Source organism: Pseudomonas sp. CFSAN084952, assembly GCF_009648855.1.
GTDB classification, from domain to species: Bacteria; Pseudomonadota; Gammaproteobacteria; order Pseudomonadales; family Pseudomonadaceae; genus Aquipseudomonas; species Aquipseudomonas paracarnis.
On sequence record NZ_CP045767.1, the window covers coordinates 1,850,844 to 1,864,321 of the forward strand.

A 13,478-nucleotide genomic window follows, 5' to 3' on the forward strand; every position below is an offset into this window, starting at 1 on the left:
TCATGAGCGGGGGTCGAAGGCATCACGCAATGCCTCGCCGATAAACACCAGCAACGACAGAATCAGCGCCAGGGTGAAAAACGCCGTCAAGCCCAGCCACGGCGCTTGCAGGTTCTGCTTGCCCTGGCCGATCAGCTCGCCCAGGGACGCGCTGCCGGCGGGCATGCCGAAGCCAAGGAAATCCAGGGCGCTCAAGGTGGATATCGCCCCGGTCAAAATGAACGGCAAATAGCTGAGGGTCGCGGTCATGGCGTTGGGCAGGATGTGCCGACGAATGATCTTGCCGTCGCCCAGGCCCAGGGCGCGCGCGGCCTTGACGTATTCCAGGTTGCGCCCGCGCAGGAACTCGGCGCGCACCACGTCCACCAGGGCCAGCCAGGAAAACAGCGCCATGATCCCCAGCAACCACCAGAAATTCGGCTCCACAAACCCCGACAGGATAATCAGCAGGTACAGCACCGGCAGGCCAGACCACACCTCCAGGAGGCGCTGGCCGAGCAAGTCTACCCAGCCACCGTAGTACCCCTGCAACGCCCCGGCGGCAATGCCAATGACGGCGCTAATGGCGGTCAGGGCCAGGGCAAACAGGATCGACACCCGTGCACCAAAGATCACCCGGGCCAACACATCGCGGGACTGGTCATCGGTGCCCAGCCAGTTCACCGCCGACGGCGGGCTCGGGGCAGGGCGGGTGAGTTCGTAGTTGGGCGTGTCATCGCTGAAAGGAATTGGCGGAAACAGCATCCAGCCGCCCTCCTGCTTGATCAGCTTTTGCACGTAGTCACTGCGGTAGTCCGCCTGGAACGGCAACTGCCCACCGAACTGCTGCTCGGTGTAGCGCTTGAACACCGGAAAATACAGCTCGTTCTTGAAACTGAGCACCAGCGGCTTGTCATTGGCGATCAACTCGCCGCCCAGGGTCAGGATAAACAGGCCGATAAACAGCCACAGCGACCACCAGCCACGGCGGTTTTTCTTGAAGCGCTCGAAGCGTCGGCGGGCCACCGGGGAGAGGTTGAGCATCAGGCGTTCCTCGCGGCGAAGTCGATACGCGGGTCCACCAGGGTGTAGCAGAGGTCACCGATGAGTTTTATCAAGAGGCCGAACAGGGTGAAGATAAACAGCGAGCCGAACACCACCGGGTAGTCGCGGGACACGGCTGCCTCGTAGCTCATGCGGCCCAGGCCATCGAGGGAGAAGATCACCTCGATCAGCAGCGAACCGGCAAAGAAAACGCTGATAAACGCTTGGGGAATCCCCGAGATCACCAGCAACATCGCATTGCGGAACACGTGACCGTACAGCACCCGGCGTTCGCTCAAACCCTTGGCGCGGGCGGTGACCACGTACTGGCGGGTAATTTCATTGAGGAACGAGTTCTTGGTGAGGATAGTCAAGGTGGCGAACCCGCCGATCACCAACGCGGTTACCGGCAATACCAGGTGCCAGAAGTAGTCGGCGATTTTGCCCACGGTGCTCAGTTCTGCAAAGTTTTCCGAGACCAGCCCGCGTACCGGGAACCAGTTCAGCGAGGTACCGCCAGCGAACACCACGATCAGGAACATCGCGAACAGGAATGCCGGCATCGCGTAACCGATGACGATGGCCGTGCTGCTCCACATATCAAAGCTGCTGCCATGGCGCACGGCCTTGCGTATGCCCAACGGGATCGACACCAGGTAGGTGATCAGCGTGGCCCACAGGCCGAGGGAAATGGTGACGGGCATCTTTTCCAGGATCAGGTCAGTTACCGTTGCGCCGCGAAAGAAGCTGTTGCCGAAGTCCAGTTGGGCGTAATTCTTGAGCATCAACCACAGGCGTTCCGGCGCGGATTTGTCGAAGCCGTATTGTTTCTCGATGTCCTTGATCAGCTTTGGGTCCAGACCGCGGCTGGCTCGCGAGCCGCTGATGCCTTCGCCGGATGCGCCGGCTACACCACCGCCGCCAATGCCTTGCAAGTGGGCGATAGCTTGCTCCACCGGCCCGCCGGGCGCGGCCTGCACGATCACGAAGTTCACCAACAGGATGATCACCAGCGTCGGGATGATCAGCAGCAGGCGCCGTACGATATAGGCAAACATCAGTGGGCCTCTCCGCGTTTTTTCAACTCAGCCTGCATTTGTTCGTTCGTCAGCGGGGTGGGGCTGACTTCCCACCAGGTTTCCAGGGCTTCGTCGTTCTTCGCCTCGATGGCCGGGCGCCCGAAACGGTTCCACCATGCGGCGGAGGTGCCCGGTGGGTAATAGTTGGGGATCCACAGGTAATTCCATTGCAGCACGCGGTCCAGGGCGTGGGCATAGGTGAGCATCTTCGCCTGGGTATCAGCCTTGACCAGGCCATGGATCAGGGTATCGACGGCCGGGTCCTTGAGCACGATGTAGTTGTTGGCGCCCGAATCGAACGCGGCGGCAGAGCCGAAATAGTTGTACAGCTCCATGCCGGGCGAGGTGGTGACCGGGAAACCCGTGACGATCATGTCGTAGTCGCGGGCCATCAGTCGGTTGACGTATTGCGAGGAGTCGATGCGGCGGATATTCAGGGTGATGCCGATCTGCGCCAGGTTACGTTTGTAGGGCAGCAACAGGCGCTCAAGGCCGTTCTGGACGTTGAGGAAGGTGAATTCCAGTGGCTCGCCCTGGGCATTGACGAGTTTGTCGCCCACAGGTTTCCAGCCGGCGTCTTCCAGCAGGGCCAAGGCTTGCAGCTGTTTGTCGCGGATCATGCCACTGCCATCGGTGACCGGGGCCTTGAACACCTGGGTAAACACCTCGTCGGGAACCTGACCGCGCAGGGGGTCGAGGATCGCCAGTTCTTCCGGGGTCGGTAACTGGCTGGCGGCCAGCGGGCTATTGGAGAAATAGCTCTGCTGGCGGATGTACAGGTTGCGCATCATCTGGCGGTTGGCCCATTCAAAGTCCCACAGCATCGCCAGGGCCTGGCGCACGCGGCGATCCTTGAACATCGGTTTTTGCACATTGAACACATAGCCCTGGGCCGGCTGCGGCATCTCCTTGGCCAGGTGCGCGCGCTGCAGACGGCCATCGTCCAGGGCCGGGCCGTTGTAGCCGATGGAGTATCCGGTGGCGGAGAATTCACGGTTGAAATCATAGGCGCCGCCGCGTAGCACTTGGCGCGCTACTTCGGTGTCGCCGAAGTACTCCAGGCTCAGGTGATCGAAGTTGTACAAGCCGCGGCTGACCGGCAAGTCCTTGCCCCACCAGTCGGGGTCGCGGGTGAAGGTGATGGTATTGCCGGAGTCGATCTTGCTGACCTTGTAAGGGCCGCTGCCCAGTGGCGCTTCGTAGCCGCCGCCGTTGGCAAAGTCGCGGGTCTTCCACCAGTGCTCGGGGAACACCGGCAAAGTGGCGAGATCCAGAGGGAGGGTGCGGTTTTCGTTGCTGGAAAAATCAAAGCGCACCTGTCGTTCGCCTTCGATTTCGACGTGTTTGACGTCTGCAAATAACGTGCGATAGCGCAGGCTGCCTTGGGTCATCAACACGTCAAAGCTGTAGCGCACGTCTTGCGCGGTAATGGGCGTGCCATCGGCAAAGCGCGCCTTGGGGTTCAGGTAGAAGCGCAGCGACAGGCCGTCGTCGGCCCGTTCCATCTTTTGCGCCACCAGGCCATAGACGGTGTAAGGCTCATCCAGCGAGCGCAACGCCAAGGGTGCATACACCCAGCCGTCGACCTGGGACACGCCGATGCCTTTGTCGATATAGGGCAGCACATGGTCAAACCGCCCCACCTCCAGCGCTGAGCGCCGCAGGCTGCCGCCCTTGGGGGCGTTGGGGTTGGCATAGTCGAAATGGCTGAAACCTTCGGCGTACTTGGCGGGCTCGCCGTACACCGTCAGGTAGGTTTGCGGGGCTGCGATCACCGCAGTGCTGGCCATTAGAAAGGCCAGGGTGGAGCAGAGCAGAGATGAAAAAGCCAATCGCATTATCAGCCTTGAGCGCCGGGTAAAGAATAATAAGGATTTGTACGCTAACGGCCTGGGCATCGCCAGTCATCAGATGCACAACGGCCCACCAAAGGGCGGGCCGTTGTTTATAGCATCAGCGCAGATTGAATCAATCCTGGCGGCTGGTGACTTCCAGCAGGTGATAGCCGAACTGGGTCTTCACCGGGCCTTGCACGGTGTTGACCGGGGCACTGAAGACCACGGTGTCGAATTCCTTGACCATCTGGCCTGGGCCGAACGAACCGAGGTCACCGCCCTGACGGCTGGATGGGCAGCTGGAGTTGGCTTTAGCGACTTCTGCGAAATCAGCGCCGCCTTCGATTTGGGCCTTGAGTTCGTTGCACTTGTCTTCAGAGGCAACGAGGATGTGACGGGCGGTGGCTTTGGCCATGGTGAGTAACTCCTAGAGTAAAAAACGGTGAGCGTACCGGATTCAGGCGGTTATTTCTCGGCAAAGTTCCACTGGGTTTTCAGTCGCCGCTGTTTAGGTCATGCCGGTTCAAGGCAGTACGAGATAGTCGTTGCGCTGCACGATCGCTTGGTGCGCTGCTTGCACCAGGTGGATATAGCGGCCGTCCACCAGGTCGATGGGCAGGCAATCGTCGATATCCAGCACCGTGTCGGTGTGGGCCTGGGACCAGTGGCTGAGCATCTGCTGCTTACCTTTGCGCATGGCCTCCTGTTTGTTACGGGCGACCACCAGCAGGTAGTGGTGGGCTTCGCCAAAGCTATTGGCCTCGTAGCCGCCGAGGTTGATGAAGTACAGGCGCGGCGCATCGCCGTGGGGCGCCAGGTGGCTCAGTTCAACCTTCCAGCCGTCGACGCCATCGACGGCCATCCATGAATCGATGTGTACGCCTTTGGGGCTGCCAAACCAGGCGTCGCGTAATTGTGGGTAGGTGGCTTGCAGGGTATCGGCCACTGCGAATACCACATCGTGTACTTCGATCCTGGCTCGCGGGTGCTTTCCCCCGAGCATGACGACAAACAGCATTACCGGTGTTTCCTGGGGAGTGGTTAGAGGGCAACCATACTGCGATTGAGCTGGTTTGTCCGGTTGTGATGAGGCCTGTGTGTCGCGACGCTGAACCTGTGGGAGCTGGCTTGCCTGCGATAACGCCCTGACAAGCAATACCTATCTACCTGACACCCCAGGATCCAACTGTGGGAGCTGGCTTGCCTGCGATAACGCCCTGACAAGCAATACCTATCTACCTGACACCCCAGGATCCAACTGTGGGAGCTGGCTTGCCTGCGATAACGCCCTGACAAGCAATACCTATCTACCTGACACCCCAGGATCCAACTGTGGGAGCTGGCTTGCCTGCGATAACGCCCTGACAAGCAATACTTATCTATCTGACACCCCACAATCCAACTGTGGGAGCGGGCTTGCTAGCGAAGGCGGCCTGGCAGTCAACACAGTTGGATTGTGTACATATCCATTTCTGCGGTAACGGCCACCTAGGGTTCCGCCCAACGGCGGCTCACTTTCGAAAAGCGCGAAAGTAAGCAAAGCGCTCTTGCCCCACCACTCGGCACCTCGCTTGGGCTCGGTGTGCCCGAACGCAGGCTTGAATCCGTGGGCCGCCGCCACGCGCCATCCATGGCGCGGGGCGGCTAACCCGGCGTCCTGCCGGGTTAGCCACGAATTCAAGCCTGCGTTCGGCCAGCGTGGTTTAACGGGGCGCCTGAGATCAAGATCAACAGCGGCTCGCTTCGCATCGTGGTTACCGTCTTTACTGCTCGCGTTAACCCGTCACTGGGCTGCGCCAGTCATCCGAGCCGGACGTCCCGGCCACTTCGTGAGTCCAGATAATCTTGCGATAGGTGAAGTGCACATCCTCCAGGTGGGTAAAGTGGGCGTTGTCTGGGTCTTGGCAGTTGGGCATGCGAGATTGGATGTCAACGATGGTGGCGCCTTCCAGTTCAATCGTGAAGTAGTGCTCCTGGGTTCCGGCCGAGGAGGTGCGCAGCCACTCCAGGCGGCAGGACACTTCTTCGCCGGTGGTCAGGGCGCTGAACAGCAAGGGTGAGGATTTATCGAAAACCTTGCTGATCATCAGGGGTTTATGCACGCGCTGACCGGTCGGCTGGCCCGATTGCGGGTCGCGGGGAATGATCACCTGATGAGCAAACGCCTGCACCAGAATCTGGTCCTCATGGCCTTCCTGATAAATGTTGCCTACCGAGTCCTGGGTAAATGTGCCTGCCGTAATCAAACCTTGTTTGACACCAGTGATGGAGAGGTACGCGGGTGTGGGCATGACGGGTTTCCTTGCCTGATTGAGTAGGTATTGCCGGGCAGCGAGAGCGCTGAGCGGTCAAGTGCCTTTAACAAGAAGCGCGCCTGAAAGTGTGAGGCTCAATGAAATAAGGGCGAAGAAGACTCAGTGGCCGTTATTGAGGATTTGTTGTAGGGCTGTGGGTGAGTTTTTAGCGCTATTAGTTGCACGCTTATGCGCACTTAGTTGCTCATGTCATGTGTTTTTGTAAATGCAAGGCTGTGGGCGCTTGAGAGTGTTTTCTAGTTGGATAGACTGCGCAAATAACTGCGCATGTCTTTATTTTCAAGCTGCGTAGGATGTTTCTTAAGTTCCGTTCCGTTACTTGCTGATTGTTTTTTTCGTGGCTAAGGTTCGTTCACTTCGATGTGGTTTGAACGGAAGTTAAAAGGTTTTTAACAACGACGTTAATTTTGCCTGTTTTGCCTTGGATGGTTGTGTGCAGCCCAAAATATTTTATTCAGAACAGCTATATGCCTATTGCCAGGAACTTGCCCGGACAGCGTGTTCGCCAAGCAGTTTTGTTGGTAGCGACATGCGTTTTTCAAGCGAGTTTGAGGTGCTGGAAACCGAGTTGGGCAAGGCTCATTCCATTCATGGTGCGGGGCTGCCGGATTGGCAGAAGATCAGCGAGATCAGCGAGTGCATTTTGCGTGAGCATTCCAAGGATCTGCGCGTCGCCGCCTGGTTGACCTGGGCCCTGTATCAGCGTGATTCATTCGCTGGGTTGCTGGCTGGTCTCGGTGTGCTGCGCGAACTCTGCGAGCACCATTGGACGCAGGTCTATCCAGTTAAGCTGCGTACCCGCGTTGCGGCGTTTGGCTGGTTGGTGTTGCGCCTTGAGCAAGCGTGCGCGCACAACCTGCCGCTCAGTGATCAACGGCCTTTATTCCAGGCGCTGTTGGAACACCTCGAATGTCTCGATCAGATATGGGGTGAACAGCTTGGCAGCGAGGCGCCGCTGCTGTTGCCGGTTCGCCGGCAGCTGTCGGCGCGCTTGGCCCAGGCTGCTGCCGAACCTGGCGACGTCGCGGGCGTCATTGCCCGGGTCAAACCTGCGCCAAGCCCGCTGCCGGCCCCCGAGCAACCGCTCAATAACGAAAAAGACGCGCACAAACGGCTGCGCGCATTGCAGGAGCAGGCTCGGCCTTTATGTACCTGGTGGTTGCGTCAGGATGCGGCCGACCCGCGCGCCTTGCGCCTGGGCCGAACCTTGGCCTGGCTGATGCTCGTCAATTATCCCGACGCCAATAATGAGCGCGTCACGGCGCTGCGCCCATTGGCTACCGACAAGCGCAAGCGCTATCAAGACCGCTTCAGCCAAGGCCATTACGCCGATCTGTTGCTTGAACTCGAGGTCAGCCTGGCCGGTGCAATGTTCTGGTTCGATGGTTTGCGCATGGTCTGGGAGTGCCTGGAGGCCTTGCACGCAGACCTCGCCATGACCGAACTGGAAATGCAATTTGCTCTGCTGCTGCATCGCCTGCCGAACCTGCCTGAGTATCGGTTCGAGGACGGCACGCCCTTTGCCGACTCCGCGACAGGTGAGTGGATCGCATTTCACGTCATGCGTCACCTGCACAAGCCTGAGCCCTCCAATGTCGTCGTCGACAGCGCTGCTCAGCCCTGGGAAGCCGCGTTGCAGGCGGTGATGCCCTGCCTGCGCAAAGACGGGCTCAAGGCCGCGGTGAGTGTGCTCAAGCAAGGGCTGCGGGCGGCGTGTGGTGATCGAGCGCGTTTTCACTGGCACCTGGCGCTGGCCAGGTTGTGTGTGGCGGCCGGCAAGCATGACCTGGCCAGGATCCAGCTGGAACAACTCGACCTGCAATTACAGTGCACGGGCCTGGAAAGTTGGGAGCCGGAGCTGGCCATGCAAGTGGGCCAACTGCTGTATCGCTGCTACGACCTGTTGCCACAAAACCAAGCCGTACAAGACGGAAAAGACACCCTGCATCGCCGGTTATGCCATTTCGACCTGGAAGCAGTACTTGAATAGCGCCTCATCAAAAGGAGAAGCACCATGGCCAAAGACGGTTCGGTAGCCCCCAAGGAACGTATCAATATTACCTTCAAACCCGCGGTCGGTAGCGCTCAGGAAGATGTCGAACTGCCGTTGAAGCTGCTGGTGCTGGGGGATTTTTCCCAGCGCGCGGACCCACGCAAACTCGAAGATCGCAAGCCCATCGGTATCGACAAGCACACCTTTGACGAGGTGTTGGCCAAGCAAGCATTGAGCCTGACGCTGAGCGTTCCCAACCGCCTCCAGGATGCAGCCGACGTGGAAGAACTGCCGGTTCAGGTGCGAATTAACACCATGAAGGACTTCAACCCCGCGAACCTGGTGGAGCAGATCCCGCAATTGCAAAAGTTGATGGCATTGCGTGAGGCATTAGTGGCGCTCAAGGGACCGCTGGGCAATACGCCCAGCTTTCGCAACGCTATCGAGCGGGCGTTGGCCAATGGTGACTCTCGCGCACGAGTGCTCGCCGAACTGGGCCTGGATAGGCCTCAAGCCTGACGTTTTCAGTAAAAGGACACTGACACCATGACCACCATTCAACACGGCACGCAACCCGTACAGGTTATCGAAAGCGGTAGCATCCTCGATAACATCATTTCCCAGACATTGCTCAGCGCCGACGACGAGGCTTATGGCATCGCCAAGCGCGGCGTGTCGGCGTTTATCGCAGAGCTGGTCAAGCCACATAATTGTGACGAACCCGTAAAGAAACGCCTGGTCGACCGGATGATCGCCGAGATCGACACCAAGCTCAGCGAACAAATGGATGAGATCCTTCACCATCCGGACTTCCAGGCGTTGGAGGCTTCGTGGCGAGGCTTGCAGTTGCTGGTCGATCGCACCAATTTTCGCGAGAACATCAAGATCGAACTGCTGAATGTTTCGCGCGAGGACCTGTTGGATGATTTCGAAGATTCATCGGAAATTACCCAGTCCGGGTTATACAAGCACGTCTATAGCGCCGAATACGGTCAGTTCGGCGGTCAGCCAGTGGGCGCGATCATTGCCAATTACTTTCTTTCGCCCAGTGCGCCCGATGTGAAACTGATGCAATACGCATCCAGCGTCGCCGGCATGGCCCACGCGCCCTTTATCGCTGCAGCGGGGCCAAGTTTCTTCGGCTTGGAAAGCTTCACCGGGTTGCCCGACCTGAAGGATCTGCGGGACCATTTCGAAGGCCCGCAGTTTGCCAAATGGCAAAGTTTCCGGCAGAGCGAAGACGCACGATATATTGGCCTCACCGTGCCGCGCTTTTTGCTGCGCACCCCGTATGACCCCCTTGAGTGCCCGGTCAAGACCTTCGCCTACCAGGAGAACGTGGTTAACAGCCACGAGCATTACTTGTGGGGCAATACCGCCTATGCCTTTGCCACTCGCCTGACCGACAGCTTCGCGCGCTTTCGCTGGTGCCCCAACATTATTGGCCCGCAAAGCGGCGGGGCGGTCGAAGACCTGCCGCTGCATCACTTCCAGAGCATGGGCGAGATTGAAACCAAGATTCCTACGGAGGTGCTGATTTCGGACCGACGTGAGTACGAGCTGGCACAAGAAGGTTTCATCGCCTTGACCATGCGCAAGGGCAGCGATAACGCAGCGTTTTTTTCCGCCAGCTCCGTGCAGAAGCCCAAATCGTTCGGCATCAGTGAGGAGGGCAAGGCGGCAGAGCTGAATTACCGCTTGGGCACCCAATTGCCCTACATGATGGTGGTCAACCGCCTGGCTCATTACCTCAAAGTGCTGCAACGGGAGCAGTTGGGCGCGTGGAAAGAGCGGACGGACCTGGAGTTGGAGCTCAACAAATGGGTTCGCCAATACGTGGCGGACCAGGAAAATCCCAGTGCCGAGGTGCGCGGGCGGCGCCCCTTGCGCGCTGCGCGCATTGTCGTCAGCGATGTCGAGGGCGAGCCTGGCTGGTACCGGGTCAACGTTACGGTACGCCCGCATTTCAAATACATGGGGGCAGACTTCACGTTGTCCCTGGTCGGGAAGCTCGATAAAGAATGAGCAGAAGCCAGGGCATGCTTGAGCACAACAGCCTTTTCGAACGCCTCGAGCAGGGGGCGTCTAACCCGGGTGCCACCGTGGCGTCCATCGCCGCACATTTGGGGAAAATGCTCAGCACTCGTGCGGGCAGTGTCCAGACGCTGCCTGATTATGGCTTGCCTGACCTCAATGACATGCGGCTCAGCTTGCATGAGTCCTTGAGCCAGTCGCGGCTGCATATCGAACGTTTTATCCAGGCCTATGAGCCGCGGCTGACGAACGTACGTGTCAGGCTGTTGCCGGTTGTGCGTGACTCCTTGTCCCTGGCATTCGCCATTGAGGCTGAGCGGATGATTGCGGGCGTACTGCATCCTGTAGTGTTCCACGCGCGCCTCACGGATACCGGGCGGGTTGAGGTCTGTGCCAATGACGCTTAACCGTTATTTTCAAAGCGAACTCAGTGCGTTGCGCCAACTGGGGCGACGTTTTTCCGAACGTAATCCCGCCCTGGCGCCGTTTCTCGGCGAAGCGGGCCAGGACCCGGATGTCGAGCGCTTGCTGGAGGGCTTTGCATTCCTGACCGGGCGCTTGCGTCAGAAGCTGGATGACGAACTGCCGGAGTTGACGCACTCGTTGATGCACTTGCTCTGGCCCCATTACATGCGCCCGATACCGGCCTTCAGCATCTTGCAATTCGACCCGTTGAAACGCGCCGGCCCAAGCGTTCGGGTGGCTCGGGATACCGCCGTGCAAAGCGCTCCCATCCACGGTGAGCGTTGCCAGTTCCGTACATGCTATCCCACCGATGTCATGCCATTGCAACTCACTGACCTGGAATACAAATGCCAGGGCGAAGGGGCCTGGTTGGCTTTGCGCCTGTGCATGAGTGTCGACGGCAGCTTCAGTGAGTTGGAATTCGATTCGCTGCGACTGCACCTGGCCGGCGACCACTACATCAGTCAGGGCCTGTACCTGGGCCTATTGCGCCATCTGGCGGGAATCAGCCTGCAGCTCGTGGATCACGATGGCCTGCCGATCAGCGCCGGCGATGACCAACCCCTGACGCTGCGGCTCAATGCCAACCAGGTCCGGCCAGTGGGGTTTTCCCAGGAACAGGCGCTGATTCCTTATCCGCAGAACACGCTGGAGGGCTATCGGCACCTGCAGGAGTACTTCGCGTTTCCCGAGAAATACCTGTTTGTCGATGTCGAAGGCTTGGAGGTGTTGCACACGTTGTCTCACGAGTTGCTCCGGCAGGCGCACGGCCTGGTGATGCGTTTCGAGCTCCGCAGTCAGGGCCGCGAGCCCCTGCGTCCTACCTTGGATAACGTAAAGCTGTATTGCACGCCCATCGTCAACCTGTTTACTCAGGATGCAATTCCCATTCGCCTGGACGGTAAACAGGACGAGTACCTTTTGGTACCTGGGGAATACACGCCGGGCAATGCCAGCGTGTATTCAGTGGACCGGGTCACCGGCTGGCGCCCCGGTGGCTTGGGCTATCAAACCTACGTGCGGTTCGAGTCGTTTGAACATGACTGCCACAGCGAGCCTGTGGCGGCACCGCCCAGCTACAGCATTCGCCAACGTTCGTCGGTTCAACATGGTGGACTCGACACCTGGATGGGGTTCGGCAATCGCCGCAAACAGGGCCAGGAAACCCTGTCGGTCGAACTGACCTGTACCAATTGCAACCTGCCACGGCAATTACGTGCAGGCGATATCAACCAGCCCGGCGAACACACACCGGAGTCGTTGACGTTTCGCAATATCACCGCGCCAACGGCGAGCTACGCACCGCCCCTGGACCAGGATTTCCTGTGGAATCTCATCAGCAATATGTCGCTCAACTACTTGTCGTTGACCGACATCAACGCCTTGAAGGCGATTCTCGCAACCTACGACCTGCCGCGTTATTACGACCGCCAGGCACTGAAGGTCAGCCAGAAAAGACTGGCGGCTTTGCGCGCCATCCATCATGAGGCGACGGATCGCCTGCATCGTGGGTTGCCCGTGCGAGGGGTGCGGGTCGATCTGACGGTCGATTCCCAAGGCTTTGTCGGCCAGGGCGACTTATTTGTATTCGCTTCGGTCCTCAATCAGTTCTTTGCGCTTTATGCCAGCCTCAATTCCCATCACGAGTTGCGTGTCATCAGCACACAAGGAGACGTGTATTTATGGCCATCCCTGACGGGACAACAGCCCCTGCTCTGAATCAACTTTGCCGTGGTATCCGTGAATACACGTTGTTCCAGGCGGTTTTGCAGGTGATCGAGCGATTGCGTGAGGCTCATCCGCTGCTGGATGAGGACGCGTTGTACGACCAGTTGGAGTTCCAGGCCAACCCTGGCTTGGGCTTTGCCGCGCACGATATCGACCGAGTGGAGTTCTTTATGGAGCATGGACATTTGCGCGCACGCCTGCGCCTCAATGTACTGGGGTTATTTGGCGCCGGGTCCCCACTGCCTGCGTTTTATGGTGAGCAGGCATTTGCCGAGCAGCCAGGCGGCAACCCGACTCGAGATTTCCTGGATATGTTCCATCATCGCTTGCACCGGCTGATGCTCCCGATCTGGCGCAAGTACCGCTATCGGGCGTGTTTCCGGGCAGGCGCCAGTGATGGTTTTTCCGAGCAGATGTTTGCCTTGACGGGTCTGGGCGGCACCGCAATCCGTGGCGCTTCCCAGCTCGATTGCAAACGCCTGCTGCCCTACCTGGGCCTGCTGAGTGTGCGTGTGCACTCGGCGGCGTTGATCGAGTCGGTCCTGCGCTACTACTTCAAGCACGACGCGTTGTTTATCGAGCAGTGGGTTGAACGCCAGGTCGAGATCAGCCCGGTCCAGCGCAATGACCTGGGGCGGGCCAACAGTGTGCTTGGCGAGGACCTGGTGCTGGGGCGCCGCGTCGCTGACCGCAGTGGCAAGTTCAGGGTGCATGTCCGCGCGTTGGGGTGGCAGCGTTTTCACGACTTCCTGCCCACGGGTAAGGCCTATCAGCCGCTGCGTTCGCTGGTGCGCCTGACCCTGCGCGACCCATTGGAATACGACCTGCGTCTGGTACTGGCGCAGGGTCAGATCAGGGCTCTGCACATTGGCGAAAACACGGTTTGCCGCCTGGGTTGGACCACCTGGCTGGGGCACGAGCGGGCCGATGGCGTAGTCACGCTAACCCGTAATTTTCATTAGGGATGAATGGACATGATGAACAGGGATTTGCAACGCATGATCGG

12 protein-coding genes are annotated in these 13,478 nt (G+C 59.0%); 6 read left to right on the top strand and 6 right to left on the bottom strand.

Features of this window, described 5'->3' with window-relative positions:
- From GH769_RS08495 to GH769_RS08520, 6 genes are all read right to left on the bottom strand, one after another.
- On the bottom strand, positions 1 to 1,023 hold the full coding sequence (locus GH769_RS08495) for an ABC transporter permease (protein ID WP_032903858.1): 1,023 nt from the start codon (positions 1,021 to 1,023) through the stop codon (positions 1 to 3).
- Positions 1,023 to 2,081, bottom strand: a complete 1,059-nt coding sequence (locus GH769_RS08500) for a microcin C ABC transporter permease YejB (RefSeq protein WP_005788805.1) — start codon at positions 2,079 to 2,081, stop codon at positions 1,023 to 1,025. Before GH769_RS08500 ends, GH769_RS08495 begins: the two co-directional genes overlap by 1 nt.
- Positions 2,081 to 3,940, bottom strand: coding sequence for an extracellular solute-binding protein (locus GH769_RS08505; protein ID WP_032903857.1), 1,860 nt, complete (start codon positions 3,938 to 3,940; stop codon positions 2,081 to 2,083). Before GH769_RS08505 ends, GH769_RS08500 begins: the two co-directional genes overlap by 1 nt.
- A gap of 130 nt (positions 3,941 to 4,070) precedes the next feature.
- Positions 4,071 to 4,352, bottom strand: a complete 282-nt coding sequence (locus tag GH769_RS08510; RefSeq protein WP_014718212.1) for a peptidylprolyl isomerase — start codon at positions 4,350 to 4,352, stop codon at positions 4,071 to 4,073.
- Positions 4,353 to 4,460: 108 nt separating this feature from the next.
- Positions 4,461 to 4,955: a DUF1543 domain-containing protein gene (locus tag GH769_RS08515; RefSeq protein WP_014718213.1), complete on the bottom strand. Its 495-nt coding sequence runs from the start codon at positions 4,953 to 4,955 to the stop codon at positions 4,461 to 4,463.
- A gap of 757 nt (positions 4,956 to 5,712) precedes the next feature.
- Positions 5,713 to 6,228, bottom strand: a complete 516-nt coding sequence (locus tag GH769_RS08520; protein ID WP_014718214.1) for an Hcp family type VI secretion system effector — start codon at positions 6,226 to 6,228, stop codon at positions 5,713 to 5,715.
- Positions 6,229 to 6,697: 469 nt separating this feature from the next.
- On the opposite strand from GH769_RS08520, the gene tssA reads away from it, so the two are divergent.
- The 6 genes from tssA to tssG are packed head-to-tail and all read left to right on the top strand — an operon-like array spanning position 6,698 to position 13,434.
- Complete coding sequence (gene tssA / locus GH769_RS08525; protein ID WP_178128933.1) at positions 6,698 to 8,242, top strand: type VI secretion system protein TssA; 1,545 nt, start codon at positions 6,698 to 6,700, stop codon at positions 8,240 to 8,242.
- 24 nt (positions 8,243 to 8,266) lie between these two features.
- Complete coding sequence (tssB, locus tag GH769_RS08530) at positions 8,267 to 8,764, top strand: type VI secretion system contractile sheath small subunit (protein ID WP_014718216.1); 498 nt, start codon at positions 8,267 to 8,269, stop codon at positions 8,762 to 8,764.
- A 27-nt stretch (positions 8,765 to 8,791) separates the two neighbouring features.
- Entirely contained in the window at positions 8,792 to 10,270 is a 1,479-nt protein-coding gene (tssC, locus tag GH769_RS08535) for a type VI secretion system contractile sheath large subunit (RefSeq protein ID WP_014718217.1), read from the top strand.
- 14 nt (positions 10,271 to 10,284) lie between these two features.
- Positions 10,285 to 10,686, top strand: coding sequence for a type VI secretion system baseplate subunit TssE (gene tssE / locus GH769_RS08540; protein ID WP_019817601.1), 402 nt, complete (start codon positions 10,285 to 10,287; stop codon positions 10,684 to 10,686).
- Positions 10,676 to 12,463: a type VI secretion system baseplate subunit TssF gene (gene tssF / locus GH769_RS08545; RefSeq protein ID WP_032903855.1), complete on the top strand. Its 1,788-nt coding sequence runs from the start codon at positions 10,676 to 10,678 to the stop codon at positions 12,461 to 12,463. Before tssE ends, tssF begins: the two co-directional genes overlap by 11 nt.
- Positions 12,427 to 13,434 (top strand): type VI secretion system baseplate subunit TssG, encoded by a 1,008-nt coding sequence (tssG, locus tag GH769_RS08550; RefSeq protein ID WP_014718220.1) that lies wholly within the window; start codon positions 12,427 to 12,429, stop codon positions 13,432 to 13,434. The genes tssF and tssG overlap by 37 nt, the downstream gene beginning before the upstream one ends.
- The last annotated feature ends 44 nt before the right edge of the window (positions 13,435 to 13,478 follow it).

What these genes read in the sequence shown, in the direction of transcription:
- tssE (WP_019817601.1), top strand. Translation starts at nt 10,285, where the DNA reads ATGCTTGAGCACAACAGCCTTTTCGAACGCCTCGAGCAGGGGGCGTCT.
- GH769_RS08515 (WP_014718213.1), bottom strand. Translation starts at nt 4,955, where the DNA reads ATGCTGTTTGTCGTCATGCTCGGGGGAAAGCACCCGCGAGCCAGGATC.
- GH769_RS08495 (WP_032903858.1), bottom strand. Translation starts at nt 1,023, where the DNA reads ATGCTCAACCTCTCCCCGGTGGCCCGCCGACGCTTCGAGCGCTTCAAG.
- tssF (WP_032903855.1), top strand. Translation starts at nt 10,676, where the DNA reads ATGACGCTTAACCGTTATTTTCAAAGCGAACTCAGTGCGTTGCGCCAA.
- GH769_RS08500 (WP_005788805.1), bottom strand. Translation starts at nt 2,081, where the DNA reads ATGTTTGCCTATATCGTACGGCGCCTGCTGCTGATCATCCCGACGCTG.
- tssG (WP_014718220.1), top strand. Translation starts at nt 12,427, where the DNA reads ATGGCCATCCCTGACGGGACAACAGCCCCTGCTCTGAATCAACTTTGC.
- GH769_RS08505 (WP_032903857.1), bottom strand. Translation starts at nt 3,940, where the DNA reads ATGCGATTGGCTTTTTCATCTCTGCTCTGCTCCACCCTGGCCTTTCTA.
- GH769_RS08520 (WP_014718214.1), bottom strand. Translation starts at nt 6,228, where the DNA reads ATGCCCACACCCGCGTACCTCTCCATCACTGGTGTCAAACAAGGTTTG.
- tssC (WP_014718217.1), top strand. Translation starts at nt 8,792, where the DNA reads ATGACCACCATTCAACACGGCACGCAACCCGTACAGGTTATCGAAAGC.
- tssB (WP_014718216.1), top strand. Translation starts at nt 8,267, where the DNA reads ATGGCCAAAGACGGTTCGGTAGCCCCCAAGGAACGTATCAATATTACC.
- GH769_RS08510 (WP_014718212.1), bottom strand. Translation starts at nt 4,352, where the DNA reads ATGGCCAAAGCCACCGCCCGTCACATCCTCGTTGCCTCTGAAGACAAG.